Below are 25,451 nucleotides of genomic sequence, written 5' to 3' on the forward strand. Positions count from 1 at the left end.
CACGGGAGAGAGGAGGCGTCTGTGCGGAACTGGAGCCTGGCCCGGCAGATGCTGGTCCTCCAGCTCGCGGTCGTGGTGGTGACGCTCACGGGCGCCGTGGCGCTGACGCTGATCCAGACCCGCGAACTGCTCACCGAGGAGGCCGAGGGCAAGGCGCGGGCCGTCACGGTGAGCGTGGCCAACTCACCCGACGTGCTGTCGGCGCTGGACGACGCCGCCCCTTCCGTACGGCTGCAGCCGTACGCCGAGCGGGTGCGCACGGCCACGGGCGTCGACTTCATCACGATCATGGACACCCGCGGGCACAGGTACACCCACCCTAACCCTGGGCAGATCGGCGGGCTGTTCCTCGGCCACATCGACCGCGCGCTGCGGGGCGAGACGTTCACCGAGACCTACACGGGCACGCTCGGGCCCTCCATGCGGGCGGTCGCGCCGGTGAAGGACGCGACAGGCACCGTCAGGGCGCTGGTCAGCGCGGGGATCACGGTCGAGCGGATCGACGCGAGGCTGCGCGAGCAGATAGCGTGGGCGGGGCTGGTGGGCGCGCTCGGGCTGGGGGTGGCCGCGGGCGGCACGTGGCTGGTCGGCGACCGCCTGCGCCGCCAGACGCACGGGCTCGGACCGGCCGAGCTGGGGCGCATCCACGAGCACCACGACGCGATCCTGCACGCGGTGCGGGAAGGGCTGCTGCTGGTGGCCAAGGACGGCACGCTCACGCTGTGCAACGACGGCGCCCGCACGCTGCTCGGCCTGCCGTCCGACGCCGAGGGACGGCACGTCGCCGATCTCGGCATAGCCGACGTCGTCGCCCCCCTCCCGCCCGTCCCGGGCCCGCGCGAACCCACGTCACAGCGACCCACTTCACAGCAACCCCCGTCACAGGAACCCGCGTCACAGCCGCCCGGGTCACGGCAACCCGGGTCGCGGGAGCCCCGCCCGAGGGAAGCGACGCCGGAGGACGAGGTGGCGCCTGAGGACAGGGTGCACCTGGTCGGCGAGCGCGTGCTCGTCGTCAACGTCGCGCCCAGCAGGCTCGGCACCGTCGTCACCCTCCGCGACCGCACCGAGCTCCAGGCGCTCACCGGTGAGCTCGACGCCGAGCGCGGCTTCGCCGACTCGCTGCGGGCGGCCGCCCACGAGTCGGCCAACCGCCTCCACACCGTCATCACGCTGGTCGAGCTGGGCAGGACCGAACAGGCCGTCGCGTTCGGCACCGCCGAGCTGAGGGCCGCCCAGGAGCTCACCGACAGAGTGGTCGGCGCGGTGCGCGAGCCCGTGCTCGCCGCCCTCCTGCTCGGCAAGTCGGCCGAGGCCGCCGAGCGGGGCGCGGAGCTGGTCATCACCCCCGACAGCGAGCTCGACGACCTGGGCCTGGACCCCCGCCAGATGGTGACGATCGTGGGCAACCTCATCGACAACGCGATCGACGCGGCCACCCGGGTGGAGGTGCACCTGCACGCCGACCAGGAGAGCTTCGTCATCAGGGTCGAGGACGACGGCCCCGGCCTCGCCGACACCGCCGCGTTCACGAAGGGCTGGACGTCCAAGGGCGACGGCCGGGGGCTCGGCCTCGCCCTGGTCGGGCAGGCGGTTCGACAGCTCGGCGGCACGATCGAGGTGGCGGGCTCCGCCTTCACGGTGAAGGTGCCCCGATGACGGGCCCCACGATCACGGTCCTGGTCGTCGAGGACGAGGAGATCACCGCCGAGGCCAACCGCGTCTACGTGGAGCGGGTGCCCGGCTTCACCGTCGCGGGCGTGGCCAGGTCGGGCAGCGAGGCGCTGCGCTTCCTGCGGACCACGCCCGTCGACCTGATCCTGCTCGACTTCTACCTGCCCGACATGCACGGGCTGGAGGTGTGCAGGGCGGTCAGGGCCGCCGGCCTGTCGTGCGACGTGATCGCGGTGACCTCGGCCCGCGACCTGGTGGTGGTGCGCAACGCGGTGGCGCTCGGTGTCGCGCAGTATCTGCTCAAGCCGTTCACCTTCGCGACCCTGCGGGAGAAGCTGACGCGTTACGCGGAGTTCAGGGCAGGCGAGGGCGAGGTGACGGGACAGGGCGACGTCGACAGGGCACTCGCGACGCTCAGGGGCGGACCCTCGGGACTGCCCAAGGGGATGACGCAGGACACCCTGGACGCGGTGGCGGCCGAGCTGCGCAAGGCGGCCAAGAGCGCGCAGGCCGTGGGCGCCGCGATCGGCGTGTCGCGGGTGACGGCGCGGCGGTATCTGGAGTACCTGGTGGAGACGGGGGCGGCCGACAGGGTCCCGCAGTACGGCGGGGTGGGCAGACCTGAGCTCCTCTACCGGATCCGCACGCAACGTTAACAGGGAGTTCAGCTCCGATCCCCGGCACGGTCGGATGGCGTGGCTAGCTTCCTTGGCACCTCAAGCAATTCAAGGAGCCACGTTGCGAGTCCTCGCCGTCATTCCCGCCCGCGGAGGTTCGGCGGGCATTCCCCTGAAGAACCTCGCCCAGGTGGGCGGCGTCCCGCTGGTGACGCGCGCCGTCAAGGCCGCGCTCCGCGCCGAGCTGGTCGACCAGGTGGTGGTCAGCACCGATCACGAGGGGATCGCGAAGGCCGCCCGCGAGGCGGGCGCCACGGTCGTCGAGCGGCCCGCCGAGCTGAGCGGCGCGAGCGCCTCCAGCGAGTCGGCGGTCCTGCACGCGCTCGACACGCTCGGCGGCGACCCCGAGATCGTCGTGCTCGTGCAGTGCACCAGCGCGTTCATCGACCCCTCCGACCTGTCGGAGGCGGTCCGCAAGGTGCTGGACGGCGAGGCCGACGCGGTGCTGTCGGGCGCGCAGAACCACGCCTTCCTCTGGACGCCCGAGGGCGCGGGGATCAACCACGACCGGGCGACGCGGCAGATGCGCCAGGACAGGCCCGCCGAGTTCCGCGAGACCGGTGCCTTCTACGTCATGCGGACGGCCGGCCTGCGCGAGCACGGTCACCGCTTCTTCGGCGAGGTCACCGTCCAGCCGGTCCCGACCCGCCACGCGATCGAGATCGACGACCCCGAGGACCTGGAGATCGTCAGGGCGCTCGCGCCGCTCGTCGACCTTCCCGAGCCGATCGACGTCGACGCGGTCATCACCGACTTCGACGGGGTGCACACCGACGACCGCGCCTACGTCGACTCCGAGGGCCGCGAGATGGTCCTGGTGAGCCGCGCCGACGGCATGGGCATCTCGCTGCTGCGCCGTTCGGGTGTGAAGCTGCTGGTGATGTCCACCGAGCAGAACCCGGTCGTGGCTGCCCGCGCCCGCAAGCTGGGCGTGCCTGTCCTGCAGGGCCTGGCCGAGAAGCGGACCGTGCTGCGCGACTGGCTGACGATCGAGGGCCTCGACCCCGCCCGCGTCGCCTACGTCGGCAACGACGTCAACGACCTGGGCCCGATGTCGCTGGTCGGCTGGCCGATCACGGTGCCCGACGCGCACCCGAGCGTGCGGGCCGCGGCGCGGGTCGTGCTGACCAGGGCCGGCGGCGACGGCGCCGTCAGGGAGCTGTGCGAGCGGGTGCTCGCGGCCAGGCCCGAGGTTCAGGAGCCGGCCGCCCCCGCCCCCCTGACCAGGGCGTCGCTGCGGATCGGCCAGCCGAAGCCGGTGGCCGTCGGCGACCTGCTGGTCGGCGACGGCGAGCCGGTCTACGTGATCGGCGAGATCGGCATCAACCACAACGGCGACATCGACATCGCCCGCAGGCTCATCGACGTGGCGGCGGACGCGGGCTGCCAGGCGGTGAAGTTCCAGAAGCGCACGCCCGAGATCTGCGTGCCGGTGGAACAGCGCTCGCAGATCAGGCAGACGCCGTGGGGCGAGATGACCTACCTGGAGTACAAGGAGCGCACCGAGTTCGGCCGCGAGGAGTACACCCAGATCGCCAAGTACTGCGACGAGCGCGGCCTCCACTGGTTCGCCTCTCCGTGGGACGTGCCGTCGGTGGAGTTCCTCGAGGAGATGGACGTCCTCGTCCACAAGATCGCCTCGGCCAGCGTCGCCGACCACGAGCTGCTGCGCGCCCTGGCCGCGACCGGCAAGCCGCTGATCCTGTCGACCGGCATGTCCACGCTGCAGGAGATCGACCAGGCGGTCGAGATCCTCGGCACCGACAAGCTGATCATGATGCACGCCACCTCCACCTACCCGCTGCCGCCGGAGGAGGCCAACCTGCGCACGATCACCACCCTCAAGGAGCGGTACGGCGTGCCCGTCGGCTACTCCGGCCACGAGCGCGGCCTGCAGATCTCGCTGGCGGCGGTCACGCTGGGCGCGGTCACCGTCGAGCGGCACATCACGCTCGACCGCACCATGTGGGGCTCCGACCACGCCGCCTCGCTGGAGCCCGCCGGCCTCGAGCACCTGGTGCGCGACATCAGGATCATCGAGCAGGCCATGGGCGACGGCGTCAAGCGCGTCTTCCCCGGTGAGGAGGCGCCGAAGGCCAGGCTCCGCAGGGTCACGGTGTGACGAGGCGTGATCACCCTCTCCGTCGTCGTACCGGTCCGCGACGGCGAGCGTTTCATCCTCGACGCGCTCGCCTCGCTGGCCCGCAACGCCCGGCGTGACTTCGAGTTCATCGTCGTGGACGACGGCTCGGTCGACGAGACGGCGGCCATCGTCTCCGAGTCGGAGGTGCCTGGCCTGTCCCTGGTGCGCAACCCGGCGCCCGTCGGGCTGGCCGACGCGCGCAACACGGGGCTGAAGCTGGCCTCGGGTACCTACGTGACGTTCATGGACGGCGACGACTGGCTCGCCCCCGGATACCTGGCCGATCTCGTCGCCGCGATCGACGGGCTCGGCTGTGACTTCGTCCGCGTCGACCACGTGCAGGTCGAAGGGCGTAAGCGGGTGGTGCACCGGGCTCCGGAGGCGCGCCGGGGCCTGGTGCTCGACCCGCGCGACGCGATCCTGCCCGCGGGCGTCAGGACGATGGTCGACTACCCCTACGCGTGGGCCGGGATCTACCGGCGCGCGCTGGGTGACCTGCTGCGCTTTCCAGGGTCGCTGCACACGGCCGAGGACAGGCCGTGGATCTGGCGCCTGCACAGGCAGGCGGCCTCGTTCGGCGTGGTGTCCCTGGCCGGGCTGTTCTACCGCAGGGGCGTGTCGGGGTCGCTGACCCAGATCGGCGACGAACGGCAGCTGCACTTCTTCGACGCCTTCGAGCTCGTCTTCGAGGACCTGGAGCCCGAGTTCGCGCCGAAGGCGGTGCGCAACTTCTGCGCGCTGTTCGCCCATCACCTGGAGATCGCCGACAGGTTCACGCCCGAGCTGCGGCGCCGGTTCGAGACGCGGGGCGCGGCGATGGTGCGGGCACTGCCCGCCGAGCTGGTGGCCGACGCCGTGCCGCGCATGTCCGTCGAGCGCGAGCAGACGCTGCGCGCGCTGCTGCCTGAGATCCCCGCCGGTGTGCGGGTGCGGAGGGAGGAGCCGTGACGCGGGTTTTCTACGCCTCGACGCTGTTCGGGGCGATGTCGCTGGCGGCGGCGATCGACGCCGGCCACTTCGGCGAGGGCGGGCGCAGGCTGCTGATCGTCTCCACGAACACGGCCGTCCCCGAGGTGTCCACCCCCCTGGACCAGACGCCGGGGTTCGCGGCGCTGCGCTCCCGCTTCGACGAGGTGCGTTCGTGGAACGAGCTCATCGCGCCGCTGCACCCGTCCGACTGGAAGGCGCGCATCATCGAGGTGCCGATGATGAGCCGGCTGATCAGCGCGTCGCTCGGGCTGGACACGGTCGAGGAGTTGGTGCTGGAGTCGATCGCGGTTCCGCCCGCGCGCACGATCGCGGGGCTGGTGCGCGACTGCCCCATCACCGTCTACTCCGACGGGCTCATGAGCTACGGTCCCACCCGTGACCCGCTGCCGGCCGAGATCTTCCGGCGCGTCACCCGCCTGCTGCACCTGGACCTGGTCCCCGGGCTGAGGCCGCTGCTGCTCTCGGAGTACGGCGTGCCGGCCACCACCCTGTCGCCGGAGTCGTTCCTGTCGGTGGTCGGGCAGGTGGCGGGCACCGCGCCCGACATGATGGCGGGCGAGGCGATGATCCTCGGGCAGTACCTGTCCTCGCTCGACATCGTCACGCCCGAGGAGGAGCACGGCCTGCACGAGGCGATGCTGCGCGGGCTCGTCGCGCGCGGGCACAGGAGCGTGGTGTTCAAGCCGCACCCCGCCGCAGGCCGCCGCCACACGCAGTTGCTGCGGGCCTGCGCCGACGAGCTGGGGGTACGGCTGGTCGTGGCGGGCGAGAGCGTGCCGGCCGAGGTGTGCTTCGCGGCGCTGCGGCCCGCCCTGGTCGTGGGGTGCTTCTCGACCGGTCTGGTGACGGCTTCACGCTACTTCGGGCTCGAGGTGGCGACGCACGGGACCTCGACGGTGCTGGAGCGGCTCTCGCCGTACGAGAACAGCAACAGGATCCCGGTGACGGTCGTCGACGCGCTGCTGCCCTGGCTGACCGCCGACGGGGCGCTGCAGGCGCCGCCGCCGGTGGAGATCTCCGACCTGGTGGGGGCGGTGGGGTACTGCATGCAGAGCGAGGCCTACCCCGAGCTGCGGCCGGTCGCGGAGGCGTTCATCGCGGGGCACGGCGTCGGCCGCTACTTCAAGCGGCAGCGGTTGGGGGCGATCGGGCTGCTGCCGCAGGGCGAGCGCCCCGGCACGCTCGGCCGCATCCGCCGCCGCCTCTCGCGCACCCTCGGCTGATCCGCCTCCTGCCCCGGGTGCGGGGCCGCAGGACCGGGTACGACCACAGGCGCACACGAGGAGAGGGGCGCCTGAGATGGTCCACGATCTGCTGGTCAGGAACGCCGTCCTGGTGGCGACCTGCGACGACGACAGGCGAGAGCTGGCGGGCGGCTGGGTCGCCGTCACCGGCGGCCTGGTCAGCGGCGTGGGCGCCGGCGAGGAACCGCGAGCTGTGGAGATCCTCGACGCCTCCGGCTGCCTGGTGACCCCCGGGCTGGTCAACACCCATCATCACATCTACCAGAACCTCACCAGGTCCTACGCGCCGGTCGTCAACGGCAGCCTGTTCGAGTGGCTGACCGGCCTGTACCCGCTGTGGGCCGGCCTGGACGAGGAGGCGAGCTACCTCTCGGCGTGGGTGGGCCTGGCGGAGCTGGCGCTGGGCGGCTGCACGACCTCCACCGACCACCTCTACGTCGCGGGGGACGGCGACCTGTGGTCGGCGGAGATCCAGGCGGCGAGGGAGCTGGGGTTCAGGTTCCATCCGACGCGCGGCTCGATGAGCCTGTCGGTCAAGGACGGCGGCCTGCCGCCCGACTCGGTCGTGCAGGACGAGGAGGAGATCCTCGCCGACAGCGAGCGCCTGGTGAAGCTGCACCACGACCCCTCCCACGGGGCGATGGTGCGGGTGGCGATCGCGCCGTGCTCGCCGTTCAGCGTCAGCCCCTCCCTGATGCGGCGGGCCGCGGAGCTGGCCGAGTCCCTGGACGTGCGGCTGCACACCCACCTGGCGGAGGATCCCGACGAGGACGCCTACTGCATGGAGCGGTTCGGCAGGCGGCCGGTGGAGCAGTTCGAGGAGGTCGGATGGCTGACCGGCAGGTCGTGGGTGGCGCACTGCATCTACCCCTCGGACGGGGAGATCGCCAGGCTCGGGGCGGCGGGTGTGGGAGTGGCGCACTGCCCTTCGTCGAACATGCTGATCGGCGGAGGCGGCTTCGCGCCCGTCCGCGAGTTCAGGGCGGCGGGAGTGCCGGTCGGGCTGGGATGCGACGGCTCGGCCTCCACCGACTCCGCCTCGCTCTGGCTCGAGGCCCGTACGGCGCTGCTGCTCGGCCGCCAACGGCTCGGCCCCACGGGGATGACCGCCCGTGACGTGCTCGACCTGGCCACGCGCGGCGGCGCGGCGTGCCTGGGGCGCTCCGGCGAACTCGGCGTGCTGGAGCCGGGCGCCGTGGGCGACCTGGTGTGCTGGCCACTGGAGGGGCCGGCCTACGCGGGCGCGCTGACCGACCCGGTGGAGGCGTGGCTGCGGTGCGGGCCCGCCTCGGCCAGGCACACGCTGATCGCGGGCCGGGCGCTCGTGCGGGACGGGCTGCTGACCGCGCAGGGCGTGGAGGACGTGCTGCGCCGGCACCGGGCGGCCGCCGCCAGGATGCAGCGGCTCGCCGGCTGACGCTGGGGCGTCAGGTGAACGACCTGATGTAGCGGCGGACCTTGCGCTTGGCGCGGTAGCCGACCCGCAGCACCTGGGGTGGCACCTCCACCCGCAGGCGGGCGCGGCGCCGCGCGGCCACGTGTTCCGGCCCGTCGAGCAGGGACCGCGCGGGCGTGCGCGGCCCGATGACCAGCGCGGTGAGCAGCGCCACCCAGTCGCTGCGGCCGGCGGGGTGGAAGTAGTTCTCCGCGCACCACCCGGGCGAGGGCTCGCGGAAGGCGCCCTCCGCCACCTCCTGGAGCGTGCCGAGGACGCCGCTCCCCTCGAACACCAGGTTGATCATCTCGGCGCTCACCCCGAAGTCCGACAGGACCAGCAGCGGCACCTCCTGGGCGATCGCCTCCAGCGCCGCGGTGGAGCTGACGGTGACGAACCCCGCGGCCTGGGCCAGGTGCTCGTGCATCGGCCCCGCCGCGAACCTGACCGTGCCTTCGATGCCGAGCTCCCGCCACAGCCGCTGGTAGTGGTAGCGCTCGTTGTGCGTCTGGCGCTCGTCCTCCAGGGCCCGCAGCTTGACCACGACGTCCAGGTCAGGCCGGGCGGCGGCGAGCGCCGCCAGAGAACGCAGGATCAGCTCGCGTTCCTCGCGCCGCCCCGGCACCTTGGCCTGCGTGGCGAAGACCACGCGGTTGCCGCCCTCGACGGAGGGGACGTCGCGCAGGAAGGGCAGCCTGGCCAGGCCCACCGCGCCGCCACCGCCGAGCCGCGCGGCCAGCTCACCGAACTCGGCGACCTCCCTGCCGCTGTGCACGACGAACAGGTCACAGCCGCTGCGGAACAGCCAGGCCTTCTCGGTCGCCGGCACCGAGATGCCGGGCAGTCCTGTGACGAAGACCGGCCTGGGTCGCAGGCCGTCGAACACCTCGGCGACCAGCACGTCCACCACGGGGCCCGTGCACGCCACGAGGATCGCGTCGGGACGCAGCCGCTCCGCCGTACGCCTGAGGGCTCTGGCCGACAGGACCGGGACGGTCGAGGCCCTGGTCCCCGCCACCGCGGCGGCGATCTGCTCGGGCGAGGGGGTGATCGGGGTGCGCACGACCGCCAGTTCTGTCACGCAGTCGGCAGGCAGGTCGTCCAGGAGGCTGGCCGCCCACTTCAGGTACGAGTCGGAATCGGCCAGGGCCAGGACCTTCAACTGGGTACTCCCGTGAACATCTGCAGGTGCGAACGGAGGGAAGGCGCCGCGCGGCTGGTCCACCAGTCATCGGGCACGTGCACGGGCTCGACGGCGACGCCGCGCGGGGAGAGCAGCACCCGCAGCGAGCTGATCGCGGTCGAGGGAAGGCTGACCACACGTTGTTCGGCCGACAGGCCCCGCAGCGTCAGCTCGGCGGGGACGCCGGGGGCGTGGACGGTGATGCCCGGCCGCTCGCGGATGACCGCCAGGTCGATGGGGTCCTCGCGGCGGTGGGGGTAGTAGGCCAGCGGCTCCCGCTCTGCCAGCTCAGTCAGCCAGCGCAGGTAGCGCTCGCGGTGCACCAGGCCGTTCCTGACCAGGGAGGTGCCGAGGACGACCGTCCGCTCGGAGGGGCCGGGCGTGCTCATCGGCTGACTGCGCAGCCAGCCGAAGTCGTGGCGGGCCAGCTCCACGCCCGCCTGCCCGACGGCCGCGGCCAGTTCGCCCTCCACGGGAAGGGCGGTGAAGACGGAGAGCGCGCCCCTGCGGGCGGTGGCGCGCAGCCTGCGGGCGGCCAGGTGGCCGAGCGTGTTCCGCCACGTGCTCGGGGTGGCGCGCGCCCGCAGCAGCGGCTTGACAGGGCGGGCCGACAGCAGTTCGAGCAGCCTGATCGTGGCGAGACCGTCGTCGACGATCACGACGCGGCCCGGACGGATCATGACCCAGCGCAGTTGGACCCTTCCGGAGAAGGCGTCGCCGACGGCGTTGAGCCTGCGTGGCATGCGCTCGCTGGGCTTGGCGAGCTCGAGCCCCTCTGGCAGGTCGAGCGTGACCAGCTCACGCCTGGTGGCCGCGAGCGGGCGCAGCCCGGCGCGTGGCACCACCAGCGTCCGGTCTCCCAGCAGCCCGGCGTGGTGGGCCTCGACGGCGCAGAGCATCTGTAGTGGCGACTCCACCCAGGCCACGGATTCCTGTTCGTTCACGACACGCGCAACGGTAGGACGCCCACTCGAAGCGCCAGCTAACGCGGAGTGAACAATGGAGGCATGAACATGAACTCGCTGCTGCTCAACACAGACGGCGTTCAGATACCGCAACTCGGCTTCGGCGTCTGGCAGGTGCCCGACGACGAGGCGGAACGGGCCGTGTCAGCCGCGATCGAGGCCGGCTACACCAGCGTCGACACGGCCAAGCTGTACTACAACGAGGAGGGCGTCGGCCGCGCGATCGCCGGCTCGAGCGTGCCTCGCGAGAAACTGTTCATCGCCACCAAGCTGTGGAACAACGAGCACGACAGGGCCGAGGCCGCCTTCGAGACGAGCCTGTCGAAGCTCGGCCTCGACTACCTCGACCTGTATCTCATCCACTGGCCCGTCCCTTCCCAGGACAAGTACGTCGAGGCGTGGCAGTCGCTGGAGCGGCTCTACAGGGCGGGCAGGGTCAGGGCGATCGGCGTCTCGAACTTCACGATCGAGACCCTCGAGCGGCTCATGAACGAGACGGAGATCGTCCCCTCGATCAACCAGATCGAGCTGCACCCCCACTTCCCTCAGGCGGAGCTGCGCGCCTTTCACGAGGCCAACGGCATCCTGACAGAGGCGTGGAGCCCGCTCGGCCAGGGCAGGGGGCTGCTCGACGACCCCGCGCTGGCCACGCTGGGCCACAAGCACGGCAAGTCGCCAGCCCAGATCGTGCTGCGCTGGCACATCCAGCTCGGCAACGTGGTGATCCCCAAGTCGGTCACCCCCTCGCGGATCAGGGAGAACATCGACGTGTTCGACTTCACCCTCGACGCCGAGGACATGGCGGCGATCGGCGCGCTGAACAGGGGCACGCGCCTCGGTCCCGACCCCGCCACCTTCGACTGGATGGGCTGACCCGCCCGTCGGCCACGGCCTGCGCCCCGGGCGCGGGCCGTACGCGTGTCCGGGGTGATGGGAAGATCGATCACCGATAGAGAGGACTCTCATGCGTGACTTGGGTTGGGGAATCGCGGCCACGGGCGGGATCGCCAGGACGGTCGGCGCGGTCATCGCCGCGGAGCCCGGCATGCGGGTCGCCGCCGTGGGCTCCCGCGACCAGGGCAGGGCCGCCGAGCTGGCGGCGACGCTGGGGGCCGAGTCGGCCTACGGCTCCTACGCGCAGCTGTGCCAGGACCCGGCGGTGGACGTGGTCTATGTGGCCACCCCGCACGCCCAGCACCTGGAGGTGGCCGAGGCGGCCATCGCGGCGGGCAAGGCCGTGCTGTGTGAGAAACCTCTCACGGCGAGCCTGGCCGACGCCGAGCGGATGGTGGACCTGGCCAGGCAGGCTGGCGTGTTCCTCATGGAAGCGATGTGGATGCGCTTCAACCCGCTGATCAGAGGGCTGCTGACCGAGGAGCGGTTCGGGGCGCTGCGCTCTGTGCAGGCGTCGTTCGGGTTCGTCATGCCGTACGAGGAGCGGCATCGGCTGTGGGATCCCGCGCTGGGCGGCGGAGTCCTGCTGGACCTGGGGATCTACCCGTTCGGGCTGGCGCAGCTGCTGCTCGGCGAGCCGGCTGAGACGCATCTCACAGGATCGCTCGGTCCCTCGGGCGTCGACGCCGAGGTGGGGGCGCTGCTGACCTACGAGGGCGGGGCGCGGGCGCTGCTCGACACGTCCCTGCTCAGCCCGCTGGCCAACACCGCGACCGTGGTCGGGACGGAGCTGCGGGCCGACATCGCCGCGCCGTTCTGGGCGCCGCAGCGGATCCTGCTCTCAGGGCCCGGCGTCGAGCCCGAGGAACTCGTCCTTGACCCGGCCATGAACGGCTACGCCGAAGAGGTGCGCGAGGTACGGCTGGCACTGGCCGAGGGCAGGACGGAGAGCGCGATCATGCCGTTGGAGGAGAGCCTGGCGATGATGCGGATGCTGGAGGACGCGCGGATCAGGCTAGGCGCTCGCTAGCGCGGGCGGCGGCCTCCTCGTGCCCCGACCCCGCGGCCATGAGGAAGTGGGCCCGGGCCCGCTCCGGCCTGCCCTCCCTGTCCTCGAGCAGGCCCAGGTTGAACATGGCGCGCGGGGCCGCTTCCGGGTGGCCCGATTCGACAGCCTTGGTGTACCACCGGCGCGCGACCTCGGTGTTGCCGCAGCAGTCCTCCAGGACGCCGAGGTTGAACTGCGCCCTGGGTGTGGCGGCCCTGCCGTACCAGTGGCGAGCCTCGTCGAGATGGCCGCTCTCGTCCTCGATCAGCGCCAGGTTGAAGGCCGCCCGCTGGGCGGCCGCGGGATGACCCGATTCGATCGCCAGGAGATACCATCGCCGGGCTTCGTCCGGACGGTGTCCGTCTTCCCGCAGCCCCCTGTTGAACAGGTCCTGTGGCGACATGTCCTGACCGTAGATGATCGACGGACCTTTATCAATTTGTAAGCTACTTGCCTCATGTATTACCTTAGGCTCACTCAAGGCATAAACCGGGCAATCCGGACATTGCCAGACATTGCAATCATCACAGGTTCACCTGTGACCGCTGAATCCGCACCACGCGGAACCGGGGACCCAATCTCTCTGGGGTGAATCGGCACATCGTGCCGTAGGGCAGCTTCGCGTCCGAACCCGTCAGCTAACCCGGTAAGCGGCAGGAAGCTAGCAAGGAGTTCCCCTTCACATGGCAAAGCACAGCCGTAGCCGTGCCCCCAAGCTCAACTACGCGCATGCCGCGCTGGGCGCAGTCGTCATCGCCGGCGCGCTCGTACCCACCCAGATCGCTCAGGCCGACAAGCTCCCGCTTGCCGACAGCCCCCGGGTAGCCGCCCTCGCAGGCGCGCCCAAGGAGGACGCGGCCAGGGTCAGCGCCGCCGGCAAGGCTCAGACGAAGGCCATGCCGAGCGCTGCCGCGGTTCTGGCCGAGGCCAAGAAGCAGATCGGTATCAAGGAGAACGCCGCGGGCGGCGGCACCAAGTTCCAGAACTGGTACGTCAACTCGCAGCGCGCCAGGGAGACCGTCGCCAGGGACGGCGGCAGCGTCACCGCCTACGCCAACGCCGCGTGGTGCGCGATGTTCGTCTCCTGGGTCGGCGAGCAGACCGGCGCCCGTCCGCAGGTCGGCTGGGACGCCTACACCGTGGCTCACGCCAAGTGGTTCAAGGCCAACAAGCGCTGGGGCCAGACCCCCAAGCCCGGAGCGGTCGTCTTCTTCTCCTGGAGCGGCAGCAAGAGCCTCGACGACATCAACCACGTCGGTTTCGTCGAGAAGGGCAACGGCGACGGCACGATCTCCACGATCGAGGGCAACACCGGCAACGGCGTCGTCGAGCAGCGCGTCCGTCCCACGTCGCAGGTCGTCGGCTACGGCTACCCCACCTACTCGGGCTGACGATTCCGCCGCACTCCCCCGGCCCTGTTGCCAGGTCGGCCCGATGATCGAACCACGACTCATCGGGCACGTCTCCTGGTAACGGGGGCCCACCACGGGACCCGGGGCGGCCGCCGTCAGGGCCCTCGCCACGCGGGGCGCCTCGGCTCTCCCGCTTTCCAGCGGCGGGCCCCCTCCCCCCACCGCACGTGCCGTGTCCTCCCCCGGCCTTCCCCCCCGACGACACGCGTCCGGTCGCGGCGGGTCCAGGACACCTTCCCCTCCCGTCTCCGGCTGCCCCTGACCGGCGTCTCCGGCCAGGTCCCCCCTCCGTCGAACCCCTTTCGATGCGGTCCAGCGGCGCGCCGCGTCCGTCGCGGCCACCGCGTCGCCGATCCAGGCGTCCCGGCGCTCACGAGCGTCGAGTCAAAGGACCGTCGAGCCAGAGGAACGTCACGCCAGAGGACATCGCGTCAGAGGAAAACGGCGCGGCCGAACCGGGTCTCAGCCGGTCTTCCCCCTGTGGTGGGCAGCCGGACGACCCTGAGCACGCCGATGAGGATCAGGGCGAACCCGACGACCTGGCCGAGCGGCGGCCATGTGCCGCGTGCCGCGTAGACGTAGGCGAACCCGGCCACGGTCTCGACGTTGATGAGCATGCCCGCGGCCGTGGGCGACAGCCGGGCCGAGGCGACGTTCCACAGGCCCGTGGCCGCCCACGACACCACGACACCCAGCACGAGCACGGCGACGACGAACGCGGCCAGGTCCGGACTCTCCCCGGACGGGCCGGAATCGGGCGACAGTTCGCCCGACAGCGCGGCCACAGGAAGGCCGGCCAGCGTGACGACCCCCGTGCCGAGGCCGATCACCGTGGACCAGCCCCCGCCCGGCACCTCGGGGTGGCGGCTCAGGAAGCGCGCGTTGGCCAGCCCGTACCAGGTCCACAGGAGGACGGCGCCCACGGCGGCCAGCAGGCCGAGCACCTTCAGCCCGAGCGGCCGGTCCTCGGTGGGGGCGGCCCCACCCAGCTCCAGCGCGTTCACCACGGTCAGGCCGATCGCCACGAGCGTCACCGGCATGACGAGCGAGCGCCACCGGTAGGCCCCCGACAGCGCGTTGCCGAGCAGTGCCACTGTGACGGGGATGCAGCCGATCACGATGTCGGTGACCGGCGCGCCGACCAGCTCGATGCCGACGACGAGCAGCAGGTAGTACAGGACGTTGCCCGTCAGCGCGAACGCCAGGGCCACTCGCCAGTGCCGCCGCAGCAGGCGCCACAGAACACGCCCGCCGAAGGCGAAGAGCACCAGGGAGACCAGGCCGTAGGCCAGGTACCTGCCGACCGTCACGGCCACCGGGCTCCAGCCGGGCAGCAGCACCGGTATCAGGAAGGCCAGGCCCCAGATGAGGCCGGCCACCGTGCCGGCGGCGGAACCCACGGACTGTTCCCGCCGGGTGAGACCTCCCATGCGCTCCCCTCCTTCCCTCTTCCGCTACCCAGGTCAGCGGATGGCCGCCCCCTGCTGAGCGGCGGGGGCCACGCCGAGTCGCACGGCGGACGCCACCCCGAACCGCACGGTGCATGCCACGCCAAACCGCACGGCGGGCACCACGCCGAGTCGCACGGCGGACGCCACGCCGGGCCTCGGCTCACTCGTCCGGGCTCACGCCCTGTGCGGCGGCGATCACGCCGTGGACGGCCTCGCCGATCCGCGCGGCTGAATCGGCGGGGTCGGCCAGGTCGGGCCTGCCCGCGTCGAGCCAGGCGATGACCGCTTCCAGGGTGGGGGTGTGTAGCAGGCGCGACGCCCACGAACGCCATGGGCCCGGCGGGATGCGTCCGGCCAGGTTGCGCTCGGCGACCTCGCGGGAGGCCGCCGTGAGGCCGTGGACGAGGTCGCGGATGGGCGCTGTGGCTGCCTGCCGACCCCAACCGACGGCAGGCGCTCGTCGCCGACCCCTCCCTCATCGACCCAGCCGTGGAGGAGATCCTGCGCGCCCGGCCAGGGCGGCGGCATCCCCCGCTACGCCCGCACCGACCTCGACATCGAAGGCGTACGCGTACGCGCGGGAGAACCGGTGCTCCTGAACACCGGCGCGGCCAGCCACGACGCGACGGTGTCCGAGGGCCCGGCCCGGACCGCACCGCGCCGCACATTCGGCCACGGCCCGCGCCACTGCATCGGAGCGCCCTGGCGCGGATCGAGCTGCAGGTGCTCTTCTCCCAGCTCACTGCCCGTTTTCCCGCTACGGCGACTGCGGGGGTGGAGGAGCTGAGGGAACAACGTCCTGAGCGGCGAACTGACCGAAGTGCCGGTGCGGTGGTGACCTGCCTGCCGCGGCGGCAGGCGGGGCGTCATCGATGGCGCAGCCGATGGATCTGGGCTTCGAGCCATGCCATGGATCGCTCGACCTGCTCCCGGCTCAAGCCGGTGGCGTCGACCAGATCCGCGAGGGTCAGCGGCTCGGTCGTGCTGTCCATCACTCTGGCGATCTTCCCCGCCCACAGCTCTTCGTCGACGAAGGGTCTGCGGCGGTAGTGCTCGTCGAGGGCGGCCAGGTGCTCATGGGTACAGGCGGTCAGGAAACGTCTGCCGTCGAACCTGGGATTGCTGGCGTGGATCACGGAGGAGTCGAGCGCCATGCTGTACAGCTCTGCCCCCGCTGAGATCACCGCGCCGCACCAGTCGCACAGCGCGGGCGAAACATCCTCTTTGCCCGGCTTGTCGCGCTTCATGTCGGTCGTTTACCCGCCTGTACCCGCCGGACAGCCGTTATGTGCTTCCCGATCAGGCAAAGTGTTGGACCCGAGACGCGAACCGTGTCCACCCGCAGGCGCTCGGCCTGCCGCGCTCCCCTCGAACCCGCAGGCCGCGCCATGGATCTCCCGGTCCAGGCACACGCCGCAAGCGGCGCCGTGGCGCGTCGCTCATCCCCCTCGGCGACATTCCGCTCGACGTCGCCGACCATCTGCCCGTGGCGCTTCGTAGGAGCCCGCTCAGCCGTTCTCCTGGGCGATCCCCGCTCTCCTTCCTGACAGCGGCGCGCCCGGCCGTCGTTGGAGAGCCTTACGGATGGGGGATGCACCCCGGCTGTCAGGGTGAATGCCCAGCCAGATCGCCGCGTAGGTGTCGGTGAGCAGCGACTGTTCCTCGGTGAGATCCACGCGCTCCAGCAAAGCGGTCAGGACGTAGCCGGCCGCCTCTGCCGAACCGAATGCCACCAGCCACGCGAGCGCGTCGTCGATTCCCTGCGCCGAACGGCCCACCAGTCCCTGCCAGACCGGAGCAGCCTGCACGGCCATACCGTGGCGGGCGAGCCAGTCCGAGGCGTAGGCCAGCGCGTCGGTCCGCTGCTCGTAGTCGAGCTTCGCCTTCGTCAGCAGGCCGCGAAGCACGAGGCCCGCCTCCGGCATCGAGTGATGCCCTTCCAGCCAGGCCAGCGCACAGGAGCTGATGCGCTCCGCGGCGGCGGTCTTCCTCAGCCGCACGCTCATCAGCAGGGGTTCCAGCACCAGGTATGCCTGTGGCGCGCCGGAATGCGCTTCGGACCAGTCCAGGGCGAAGTCCGTCAGGGGCGGCGCGGTGGCCGCACCCTCTGCACCAGGATCGGCAAGGGAGAGCCGAGTGGTCCTCTTGTCACGCCAGGCCAGCGCGTAGTTGAGCGCTAGCGCGGCCTGAGGGACCGGAAGTCCGGGCCTGCGCAGCAGGGGCCGCAACACGTATTCGGCGTCCGGGTTGGGCTCCTCCCGCGCGAGGCGATGCCATTTGGCCAGCCAGGTCATGGCGTGATCGACAGCCTGGCGAGCCTGGCCGGTGTCCAGATCGCGGCGGTCGAGGAGTGGATGGAGCACGAAGCCGGCCTTCGGGGCGCGAGCCCAACCCCCCTCGCCCAGCCAGCGCAGCGCGTGGGAGACGGCAGCGCTCGCCTGATCGGCCGACAGGACAGGGCTCTCCAACAGCGGATGGAGCACGAAACTGACGTCGCCCTCGACCTGGGCTATCGCCAGCCAGTCCAGGGCTCGGGAGACGACTTCTGCCCACTGCGCGGGGTCCAGGTCGTCGCGTTTGAGCAGCGGACCCAGCACGCGGCTGGCGTCGATGTCGGCGAAAGGCCGGCCGAGCCTGCGCAGCGCGTGCCCGAGAGCGGCGGCCGCCTGCTCCAGAGGGAGATCCTGGCGGCGTAGCAGGGAGCCGAGGACCGCGTCGGTGTGAGCCTCGGCGGCGGGGTCATCGAGCAGAGCCAGGATACGGTCGACGGCCACGGCCCCTTGAGCGCCGTCCAGCTCCGGGTGCCGCAGCAACTGCCGCAGCACGGACGAGGCGTCCGGGTGCCCGACGTTGCGTTCAAGCCATGCCAGAGCCTTGTCGGCGAGCAGTGGTGGTGACTGCTCGGCTTCCTCGTCGAGGTGCTCGCCTCCGAGGGGCACGAGTGGCGCCTCCTCAGGGCTCCGCCAGGCCAGAGCATGAGCCAGCACACGCGCTGTCCTGTCGTCGTCCAGCATCGGAACGACCAGCAGGGCGCGCAGGACGGCCCGCGAGTTCCGACTGCGCGCGTCCCAGCTGAGCCACGTGAGGGCGGCGGACACGACGGCGGCGGTCTGGTCGTCCGTCAGGTGGCACCGCTCGAGGAGCGGCAGCAGGACGTGGCCGGTGTAGATGCTGCGCGCGGCCTCGGTGGCGAGCCATGCGAGCGCGTACTCGACGATGCTCCTGGCTTGGCGGCCGTCCGGTTCGGGACGTCCGAGCAGGCGGCGCAGCAGAAAATCGGTGTCGTTGTGCGGCGGCTTGCCGTCGTGGGACACGCCGTTGCGCGACAACCAGCTCAGCGCGAGATCGATCAGCCGGGCGAACTGGCCTGCCGTGAGGTCGCTCCTACCGAGGAGCGCGCGGAGCAGATCGGAATACAGGCCGTCGGTCCTGCGTGACTCCAGGAGATCCAGAGCCTGGTCGATGACCAGGTGAGCCTGGTCCGCACTGAGCGGTCGTTTCACCAGGAGGCGGATGAAGCCGGCCTCGGTGTCCGAGGACTGTGCCGCCATCCAGGTGAAGGCATGGGCGATGGCACGCTGTTCCTGATCCGCTCGGTAGGCCTCACGGTTGAGCACGCCCTGCAGAACGCCGACGGCGTTGGGATCCTTGGTGACCTCATTGGCGTCCAGCCAGGCCAGCGCGTGCGCGACGAGATCGAGTTTCTGCTCAGGCGAGGCGCGCCGGTAGCCGAGCAGGGAAGGCAGAAGGGTGGATGCCATCGGCTGGCGGCCGTGGATCCGCAGCCATGACAGCGCGTGGCCGATGAATCGCGTGGCCTGCTGCGAGGTCAGCCGGTCCCGCTTGACCACCCGTCTGCGCAGACCGTCCTGTCCTGCCATCCCCAGCAGGACGCCCAGCGCCTCCTGGTCGCCGGCGTACCGGTCCAGCCAGATCAACGCGTGCTGCACCGTCTCGTCGGCCTGGGCGTCCGTGAGGCCTTTCTTCTGGACCAGTCGCGTCAGGATGTACTGGGCTTCGCGCCCGGCGTTATGCCGTCCCAGCCACGCCAGAACCCGGTCGATGACCCAGGGGGCATCGTCGTCGCTCGGGCGTTTGATGAGCTTTTTCGCCACCGATCGGGCGTCCGCCTCGGCACCGTGGGCGCTGACCCAGGCCAGCGTATGGTCGACGAGGCGGCTGGCGTGCTGGGAGGCCAGCCGGGTTGTTCTCGGCAGGCTGCGGATGACGAATCGGCTCTCGGGGAGAGTTCCGTGCAGGTCGAGCCAGCGCAGCGCGTGGCGTACCGTCGCGGACTCGCTGTCGAGGGGTAATGCCTTCACTGCCAGCAGGGGCGCCAGCACGAAGCTGGCCTGCCGGGTTTCACCGGCGGCTTCCGTCCAGCGCAGGGCATGACCGGTTACCGCCGCCGTCACCTCGGGATCGAGGTCGTGACGGCGCAGCAGGTGGCGCAGCAGGAAGGGCGCCGCGCTCGGACTCACCCCCGCGTCGAGCACGGCCAAGGCCTTACGGCAGAGCGCTTCCACCTGCGGCGCGGGAAGGTCCGCTCGGGAGAGCAGGGCGGCGAGGATCTGGTGATCGTGCGGTTCGCGGGAGGCGAACAGTGCGGCCATGGCGGCGGCCGTCAAGCGCGGCGGGAGCGGACCGGCGGAGCGGCGTACGGCGCCCGCCAGGAGGGCGCGAGCCAACACGGGATTCCGCTCCTCGGCCCGGCGGAGCCAAGGCTCGACCAGCAAATCCCAGTTCTCGACCGCGCCGGGGAGCCAGGGGGAGCCGGTGACCAGGTTCAGCAGTGTCCCCACCGAGTCCGGCGTGAGCGGCGCGAGTAACTCGGCAAGACGTTCCGCATGCCTGCGCAGCCAGGACGTGCACAGGGCTTCCAGCCGGCGGGCCTTCCTGTCGTCGGCGTTCCCGGCCGCGCGCCGCAGATGACCGATGAGCCGATCGATTGAGCGGGCTCCGACCAAGTACGCGCCGAACAGGGCATGAGCCTGCTCAGCGCTGGTGGGAGGCAGCAGTGCGGCGATCAGCAGTTCCTCGACAACGGAGTCGTGCACCGCTTCGAGCTCGTGCCGGCCCGACTCCTGGATCCAGCCCAGCCTGCGCATGTTGCGGACGATGTCAGGACCCGGACTGGTGGTCTTGCCGAGTGTTCCGGTCTCGGCCAGCTCGTTCACGACGGCGATGACGTCGGCCGCCGGCTGCGGAGACGCGGCGAGCGCCGCCACCGACGCGAGCAACACCGGATTGGCGCTCTCGGCGCCGGGGATGAGCGAGTCCTTGTCCGTGTGTCCGTGGCGTCCGAGCGCGTCCTCGGTGAACAACGCGGTGCTCAGCCACTTCGTGAGGTCTCCGGTGCGCACTCCGGCAAAGGCGGGAATGGCCTCGCCGGCGGTCAGACGCCGCTCGATCTCCGCGGAGATCAGCAGAGCGATGATGGGGCGCTCGCCACAGATCCTGGCCATCTCGTCCTCGCCCCAGCGTTCCAGAGCGTGGGGTGCCACGTTCGCGTAGATACGCCTGGCCACCGCGGCAGAGTGCCGCCCTTCCGCCAGCGGCACCACATGGAAGTTCTCGTCGCCGTACTCGTCCGCCGAGCGAGGGTAGGAATTTCCCTTACGCACGGTCGAGAGGCAGGAGACCCGGACGCCCGTCCTGTCGAGATCGCTTCGTAGTGTCTCCAGCACCAGGCCTGTGCAGTTGTGCAGGCCGTCGATGATGAGGAGAACACGCCTGCTGCCCCAGCGCGACACCGCCTTGGTGAGCTGTTCGTTGGTGACGTCGGGCGCTGCGGCGACATGGAGGACCTGCCACTCCCCTGTCAGCCCGGCCAGGGCGGCGACCTGCATGCAGGTACGGGTCTTGCCCGAACCCGCCGAGCCGGTCAGGAGCACGTCCGCCGAGTCGGGGGCGGCGAGCGCGGTGAAGATGCGTGAAGGGTCCGCTTCGTCGTCCGGGCCCGGTGAGACGAACGGCAGGTGTTCGGGGAACAGGTGGCGTCTGGTCACGCGCAGGTCCCGTACCAGCGCCTCATGTGGGGTGACCTGTGTCAGCGCCGCGTCATCGCCGGTGGACAGCGGTACAGGGAGCGGTTCGGCGGTGACGTCGTGGTCCAGGAGGCACGCTCGGAAGGCGGGGTCGGCAGCCATCGTGTCGAGCCGTACGGCGGTGAGGTTGTTGGAGCCCGCCGACGTGAGATGGTGGGTCTGGACGCCGATGAGGTGGCCGGTACGATCAATGATCGCCATGCCGGAGGCGCCGACCCACGGAGAGGACCCGCGGATCTTTTCCGGATCACGGTCGGGCACCAGCAGGTCGAGCGTATCGACGTCGGTGTGCGAACCGGTGGCGATGTACCCCTCGACCTGGGTCTCCGGCGCGGGAGTGGCCGTCTCCTTGTCGAATGCGAACTCCGGGAAGCCCACGGCCCGGAACAGAACCCTGCCCGTCCGCTTGGGCAGCGTGCCGAGCGGGGCCGGTTCCAGGTCCCTGACTGATCTGTCCAGGACCAGCAGTGCGAGATCCAGCCGGGGATGGTGGACCACCCTTGCCGCCGCGAAGTCCTTGCCGCCCAGATGGGGCCGGATCAGGTATCGGCCGTCCTGCTCCACCGCGTGCTTCACGGTGAGGACCAGCCGCCCGGTCAGGAGGAAGCCGGTGGCGACGAAGAGGACGTCTGCCGTGCCGGGCTCTTCGCCCTTGACCTCCACCACCCGGTCGAGGAAGTCCCGTCCATAGTCGAGGCGCACCTTTTCAGGCCCCTCTCAACGGCGTGCGGGACGCCCCTGACTGCTGGTGAGGACTCGTCCTCCGCCTTCCGTCTCGGCCGCGAGGTGGAGGGAGACCGTGTGGGTGGACGTGGTGCTCGCCGAAGCCTTGCCGTTGGCCGATAGCACCCAGAACTTGATGCCGGCCGAGGCTTCCGCGGACGCCGTGACCGCGACTTGCAGCTCCAGGTCGACCGACTCCACGTGGAACCTGACCGGCTGGTCCTGGCCGTCGGCCATGGCGGTGATCAGTTCCTGCCGAAGTGCCTGGATGGTGTCCGCCAGCCCGATCTCCATCAACGCGCATCCCCATTCTGATGACCAGTTGCTCGCCGCCATGGCCGCACTCGCCTCAAGCGGCGGAGCTATGCGCGTCACATCATAAAGGTCAAGAAATGCAGATGATCAGTGATTCGATCATTGCCTGTGCGTGCGCCGGCTCTTGATGGCATGCCCGTCACACTCCGGCAATCCGGGTGGGCGATCGCGAGGAGTCACAGCGCGTGGCCGCCGGCGACCTGAAGGACCTGTCCGGTGATCCAGCGGGCTTGGTGCGAGGCCAGGAAGACGACGGCGCCGGCGATGTCGTCCGGCTCGCCGACGCGTCCCAGCGGGACGATCGAGCGGGCGTGCTCGACCATCGTGGCGCGCGGTGTCCGGTTCGCCGAGATCCGCCCTCACCGTGATCGCGTCGCCGAGTTCGGCCGCCAGCGCCTCGGCCGTACCGGGCGAGGGGGCGCGGTGCTCCCACGCCACTCCGGGAGGCGGTGCGGGCGCGTCGGCGGCGTGGTGCACCGCCACCCGCGCCCCTTCGGCCGCGAAGGCGCGGGCGATCGCCGCGCCGATTCCCCCGTCGGCCCCGGCGACCAGCACGACCCTGCCGGCGAGCTTCGTATCGACCATGACCGGAGCATGCCGAAAGCCGCGACGGATGATCAAGGCACCCCGGGCGGCGGAACCGCGGCGCGGGGCGTCAGCCGGGGAACAGCAGGAACTCCGGAGGGACGGCATCGGTGAGCCACACCCCGTTGGCACTGACCATGAACGTGTGTCCCGCCGCGTGCATCTCCCCCGCCGCGACCACCAGCACCACGGGAACCCCCCGACGCGCGCCGACCCGTACGGCCGTGGCCCTGTCGACCGACAGGTGGACGTGCGTCCTGGACATGGGCAGCAGCCCCGACCGCCGGATCGCGGCCAGGCTGCGGCTCACCGTCCCGTGATAGAGCACGTGCGGCGGTTCCACCGGCGGCAGGCCGAGGTCGACGCGCACCGAGTGTCCCTGGCTCGCCCTGATGCGGTCGCCCGAGATCGCGTACCGCCGTTTGTCGTTGTCCGACACCGCCGTGTCGAGCTCGGCCCTGGTGATGGGGAAGCCGTGCAGGGCGGCGGCGGTCAGCAGCTCGTCGATCGGTACCCAGCCCTGCTCGTCCAGCGTGATGCCGATCGCCGCGGGGTCGTGGCGCAGGTGCCTGGCGAGGTATTTGGAGATCCGCACGGTCCTGTCGGTCATGCGGGCATTGTGCCGACCGCCCGCCGTCCCCGGCAAAGGGGTTACGGCGGGCGGTGGCGCGCTCATCCGCCGCAGGCGGCGAAGACGAACGTGTCCTTGAGCAGCGAGTAGGAGTCGCGCACCTTGGTCGCGCCCGAGCTCGCGTCGTGCTGCAGGACGGTCATTTTGGTGGCCTTGCCCTCGGGGTACTGCGAGACGTGCAGGGTCACCTGGTTGTCGCCGGTCCAGTCGACCTTGTGGACGGTGCCCTCCTTGGGCAGCTTGATCGCGTGCCCGCCGAGGACCTGGCCGGCGGTCAGGTCGTAGAGCGTGACCTTCGTGCCCCCGACCAGCACCGCGAGCGTCTTGCCGTCGGCGTTGAGCGCGTAGGGGCCGTTGGCGGCCACCAGTTGGGGCGGCGTGTCGCTCAGCAGCCGCGCGCCCGACAGGTCGAGGACGTGCAGTTCGATCTCGGACTCCGCACCCTCGGTGCTGGCCAGGACCTTCTCCCCGTCGCCGCTGAAGCCGACGAAGGTGCTGTGCTTGGGCAGCGTGCCGAGCCTGCCGCCCGTCGCGGTGTCGAACAGCCGCACCCTGTCGGCGATGACGGCGAGCCTGGCACCGTCGTCGGACAGCTGCAACGTCACGTCGTACTGGTTGGTCTTCGCCGGCAGCGCGTCCGCGGGCAGCGGCTTGACGCCGCCCTTCATGGTGCGCACGACCAGCCGTCCCGCCTTCGTGTAGTAGGCGACCCTCGTGCCGTCGCCGGAGACGGTGATGGGGGCGACCGCGTAGTCGACGGGCTTGCCGTCGGCGCCGACCGCGCGCAGCTGGGCGTCCTTCAGCAGCGTGATCTCGCCCTTGTGGGAGACCAGCCGCCAGGTGCCGCAGGGCACGACGTTGCCGTCCTTCTGCGGACAGCCCTGGGCGGAGGCGTAGCGGATGGCGTCGCCCCTGCCGGCGCCGTGATGCTCGTGACCGGGCCCGTGGGCGGGGCCGGCGTACGCGGCCGCCCCCTGCGCTCCGAGCATCGCCATGGCGACCGCGATCGCCGCCAGGATCCTGAGTCTCATCTCGTCACTCTCCCGCCGTCAGCCAGGTCTGGTGCCTGGCGGTGAACCTGAACGTGTCGACGGGCCTGACCGCGCCCGTGCCCGTGTCGACGGTGAGCACCCGTACCACCGTCGGCTTGCCGTCCCCGCCGGACTGCGTCTTGATCGTCAGCCGGTCCTCACCGCTCCACTGGGCGTGGTAGACGGTCTCGCCCTTCCCCAGCCGGACATCGACCGCCGCGGCCAGCCGGTCGGTCGCCAGGTCGTACAGGCGCAGCTTGGGCTTCTCCCCCGTGAACGCCGCCACCGTACGGCCGTCGGCCGCCAGCGCCCGCACGGTCGCGTTGGCCACCACCTGCGGCGGGACCTGCGCGATCACGCTGCCGTCCACCCCGTGGGCGACGAGCGTCGTGGTGTTGTCGGTGTTGTAGCGCAGGGCGAGCGCCTCGTCGCCGTCGCCGCTGAAGCCCTCGAGATCGTCCCCCGCGGGCAGCTTCACGATCTTCCCCGTGGCCACCGTGACGATCTTGCCGGGCTCCTTCTCGTCGTCGTCGTACTCCAGCAGGACCCTGTCGCCCGTGGGCGACAGCCGTACCCACAGGTCCTCGGTGCCGAGCCTGGTCAGCGACTTCGGCAGCAGGGTGGCCCTGCCACCCGCGGCCCTGCGTACGGCCAGGCGGTGGTCCGTCCTCCGCTCGTAGACGATCCATCGGCCGTCGTCGCTGATGGTGAACCTGGCGGTGTCGTCGGTCCTGCGCCCGTCGGCGTCCACCGAGGTGGCGGCCGCATCCGTGACCGCGATCTCCCTCCCCGAGGTGAGCCTTAACCGCCAGGCGCCGCAGGCGCGGCTGATCTCGTCCTCGGCCTCGCAGGCGCCCACCCACGCGACCTTGGCCGCCCCCGCGCTGTCGGCGTGGGCGAGCGCGGGCAGGCCTGCCGCGGCGACCGCGACCACCGCCGCTCCCAGAAGTGTCCTTCGCACAGTGCCTCTCCTTCTCCTCACCGGGTTGGACTCCCGGCGGGG

At 71.1% G+C, this 25,451-nt stretch carries 20 protein-coding genes, 1 pseudogene and 1 riboswitch; of the genes and pseudogenes, 9 read left to right on the forward strand and 12 right to left on the reverse strand.

Translation table 11 applies throughout. From position 1 onward, the window contains the following. Positions 1-21 precede the first annotated feature (21 nt). The 6 genes from AC3EO4_RS50995 (at position 22) to AC3EO4_RS51020 (ending at position 8,145) form a co-directional block, all read left to right on the forward strand. Positions 22-1,659, forward strand: coding sequence for an ATP-binding protein (locus AC3EO4_RS50995; protein WP_431903306.1), 1,638 nt, complete (start codon positions 22-24; stop codon positions 1,657-1,659). Then, positions 1,656-2,330 carry a response regulator gene (locus AC3EO4_RS51000; protein WP_379574471.1) on the forward strand — a complete coding sequence of 225 codons (675 nt, stop codon included), beginning with the start codon at positions 1,656-1,658 and terminating at the stop codon, positions 2,328-2,330. The genes AC3EO4_RS50995 and AC3EO4_RS51000 overlap by 4 nt, the downstream gene beginning before the upstream one ends. A gap of 82 nt (positions 2,331-2,412) precedes the next feature. After that, positions 2,413-4,473, forward strand: coding sequence for an N-acetylneuraminate synthase family protein (locus tag AC3EO4_RS51005; RefSeq protein WP_431903308.1), 2,061 nt, complete (start codon positions 2,413-2,415; stop codon positions 4,471-4,473). A 6-nt stretch (positions 4,474-4,479) separates the two neighbouring features. After that, positions 4,480-5,442, forward strand: a complete 963-nt coding sequence (locus tag AC3EO4_RS51010; protein WP_379574469.1) for a glycosyltransferase family 2 protein — start codon at positions 4,480-4,482, stop codon at positions 5,440-5,442. Next, positions 5,439-6,707 (forward strand): alpha-2,8-polysialyltransferase family protein, encoded by a 1,269-nt coding sequence (locus AC3EO4_RS51015; protein ID WP_431903310.1) that lies wholly within the window; start codon positions 5,439-5,441, stop codon positions 6,705-6,707. The genes AC3EO4_RS51010 and AC3EO4_RS51015 overlap by 4 nt, the downstream gene beginning before the upstream one ends. 76 nt (positions 6,708-6,783) lie before the next feature. After that, positions 6,784-8,145, forward strand: coding sequence for an 8-oxoguanine deaminase (locus tag AC3EO4_RS51020; RefSeq protein WP_379574467.1), 1,362 nt, complete (start codon positions 6,784-6,786; stop codon positions 8,143-8,145). 10 nt (positions 8,146-8,155) lie between these two features. On the opposite strand, the gene AC3EO4_RS51025 is transcribed toward AC3EO4_RS51020, so the two are convergent. Then, positions 8,156-9,325, reverse strand: coding sequence for a DUF6716 putative glycosyltransferase (locus AC3EO4_RS51025; RefSeq protein ID WP_431903312.1), 1,170 nt, complete (start codon positions 9,323-9,325; stop codon positions 8,156-8,158). Continuing rightward, positions 9,322-10,290, reverse strand: a complete 969-nt coding sequence (locus AC3EO4_RS51030; protein ID WP_379574465.1) for a hypothetical protein — start codon at positions 10,288-10,290, stop codon at positions 9,322-9,324. The genes AC3EO4_RS51025 and AC3EO4_RS51030 overlap by 4 nt, the downstream gene beginning before the upstream one ends. Positions 10,291-10,359: 69 nt before the next feature. Here AC3EO4_RS51030 and AC3EO4_RS51035 point away from each other — a divergent pair, with 69 nt between their 5' ends. After that, entirely contained in the window at positions 10,360-11,184 is an 825-nt protein-coding gene (locus AC3EO4_RS51035) for an aldo/keto reductase (protein WP_379574577.1), read from the forward strand. 91 nt (positions 11,185-11,275) lie between these two features. Further along, positions 11,276-12,235, forward strand: a complete 960-nt coding sequence (locus tag AC3EO4_RS51040) for a Gfo/Idh/MocA family protein (protein WP_379574464.1) — start codon at positions 11,276-11,278, stop codon at positions 12,233-12,235. On the opposite strand, the gene AC3EO4_RS51045 is transcribed toward AC3EO4_RS51040, so the two are convergent. Further along, a complete protein-coding gene (locus tag AC3EO4_RS51045; protein ID WP_379574463.1) occupies positions 12,216-12,656 on the reverse strand; it encodes a tetratricopeptide repeat protein in 441 nt (146 codons plus the stop codon). The genes AC3EO4_RS51040 and AC3EO4_RS51045 overlap by 20 nt on opposite strands. A gap of 130 nt (positions 12,657-12,786) precedes the next feature. Beyond that, positions 12,787-12,921: riboswitch (cyclic di-AMP (ydaO/yuaA leader) on the forward strand. Positions 12,922-12,936: 15 nt separating this feature from the next. On the opposite strand from AC3EO4_RS51045, the gene AC3EO4_RS51050 reads away from it, so the two are divergent. After that, positions 12,937-13,644 carry a CHAP domain-containing protein gene (locus AC3EO4_RS51050; protein ID WP_431903314.1) on the forward strand — a complete coding sequence of 236 codons (708 nt, stop codon included), beginning with the start codon at positions 12,937-12,939 and terminating at the stop codon, positions 13,642-13,644. A 452-nt stretch (positions 13,645-14,096) separates the two neighbouring features. Here AC3EO4_RS51050 and AC3EO4_RS51055 read toward each other — a convergent pair whose 3' ends face one another. The 9 genes and pseudogenes from AC3EO4_RS51055 to AC3EO4_RS51095 form a co-directional block, all read right to left on the reverse strand. Further along, positions 14,097-15,095, reverse strand: a complete 999-nt coding sequence (locus AC3EO4_RS51055) for a DMT family transporter (RefSeq protein ID WP_431903316.1) — start codon at positions 15,093-15,095, stop codon at positions 14,097-14,099. A gap of 887 nt (positions 15,096-15,982) precedes the next feature. Further along, positions 15,983-16,363: a hypothetical protein gene (locus AC3EO4_RS51060; RefSeq protein WP_431903318.1), complete on the reverse strand. Its 381-nt coding sequence runs from the start codon at positions 16,361-16,363 to the stop codon at positions 15,983-15,985. 261 nt (positions 16,364-16,624) lie between these two features. Continuing rightward, on the reverse strand, positions 16,625-21,865 hold the full coding sequence (locus AC3EO4_RS51065; RefSeq protein ID WP_431903320.1) for a trypsin-like peptidase domain-containing protein: 5,241 nt from the start codon (positions 21,863-21,865) through the stop codon (positions 16,625-16,627). 15 nt (positions 21,866-21,880) lie between these two features. Continuing rightward, a complete protein-coding gene (locus AC3EO4_RS51070) occupies positions 21,881-22,180 on the reverse strand; it encodes a trypco2 family protein (protein WP_379574458.1) in 300 nt (99 codons plus the stop codon). 197 nt (positions 22,181-22,377) lie between these two features. Continuing rightward, positions 22,378-22,524 carry an SDR family oxidoreductase gene (locus AC3EO4_RS51075; RefSeq protein WP_379574457.1) on the reverse strand — a complete coding sequence of 49 codons (147 nt, stop codon included), beginning with the start codon at positions 22,522-22,524 and terminating at the stop codon, positions 22,378-22,380. Between the two features lie 178 nt (positions 22,525-22,702). Then, positions 22,703-22,894 (reverse strand): annotated as a pseudogene (locus AC3EO4_RS51080) (hypothetical protein); the annotation flags it as partial. Then, positions 22,857-23,396, reverse strand: a complete 540-nt coding sequence (locus tag AC3EO4_RS51085) for an RNA 2'-phosphotransferase (RefSeq protein ID WP_379574456.1) — start codon at positions 23,394-23,396, stop codon at positions 22,857-22,859. The pseudogene AC3EO4_RS51080 and the gene AC3EO4_RS51085, both read right to left, overlap by 38 nt. A 62-nt stretch (positions 23,397-23,458) precedes the next feature. Further along, complete coding sequence (locus tag AC3EO4_RS51090) at positions 23,459-24,448, reverse strand: WD40 repeat domain-containing protein (protein ID WP_431903322.1); 990 nt, start codon at positions 24,446-24,448, stop codon at positions 23,459-23,461. Positions 24,449-24,452: 4 nt separating this feature from the next. Beyond that, a complete protein-coding gene (locus AC3EO4_RS51095) occupies positions 24,453-25,409 on the reverse strand; it encodes a hypothetical protein (RefSeq protein WP_431903324.1) in 957 nt (318 codons plus the stop codon). Between the last annotated feature and the right edge of the window lie 42 nt (positions 25,410-25,451).

Source organism: Nonomuraea sp. bgisy101, assembly GCF_057708945.1.

Bases quoted from the DNA above. Each gene is read 5' to 3' on its own strand.
- AC3EO4_RS51000 (WP_379574471.1), top strand. From the start codon at position 1,656: ATGACGGGCCCCACGATCACGGTCCTGGTCGTCGAGGACGAGGAGATC.
- AC3EO4_RS51020 (WP_379574467.1), top strand. From the start codon at position 6,784: ATGGTCCACGATCTGCTGGTCAGGAACGCCGTCCTGGTGGCGACCTGC.
- AC3EO4_RS51035 (WP_379574577.1), top strand. From the start codon at position 10,360: ATGAACTCGCTGCTGCTCAACACAGACGGCGTTCAGATACCGCAACTC.
- AC3EO4_RS51040 (WP_379574464.1), top strand. From the start codon at position 11,276: ATGCGTGACTTGGGTTGGGGAATCGCGGCCACGGGCGGGATCGCCAGG.
- AC3EO4_RS51045 (WP_379574463.1), bottom strand. From the start codon at position 12,656: ATGTCGCCACAGGACCTGTTCAACAGGGGGCTGCGGGAAGACGGACAC.
- AC3EO4_RS51050 (WP_431903314.1), top strand. From the start codon at position 12,937: ATGGCAAAGCACAGCCGTAGCCGTGCCCCCAAGCTCAACTACGCGCAT.
- AC3EO4_RS51055 (WP_431903316.1), bottom strand. From the start codon at position 15,095: ATGGGAGGTCTCACCCGGCGGGAACAGTCCGTGGGTTCCGCCGCCGGC.
- AC3EO4_RS51060 (WP_431903318.1), bottom strand. From the start codon at position 16,363: ATGAAGCGCGACAAGCCGGGCAAAGAGGATGTTTCGCCCGCGCTGTGC.
- AC3EO4_RS51070 (WP_379574458.1), bottom strand. From the start codon at position 22,180: ATGGAGATCGGGCTGGCGGACACCATCCAGGCACTTCGGCAGGAACTG.
- AC3EO4_RS51075 (WP_379574457.1), bottom strand. From the start codon at position 22,524: ATGGTCGAGCACGCCCGCTCGATCGTCCCGCTGGGACGCGTCGGCGAG.
- AC3EO4_RS51085 (WP_379574456.1), bottom strand. From the start codon at position 23,396: ATGACCGACAGGACCGTGCGGATCTCCAAATACCTCGCCAGGCACCTG.
- AC3EO4_RS51090 (WP_431903322.1), bottom strand. From the start codon at position 24,448: ATGAGACTCAGGATCCTGGCGGCGATCGCGGTCGCCATGGCGATGCTC.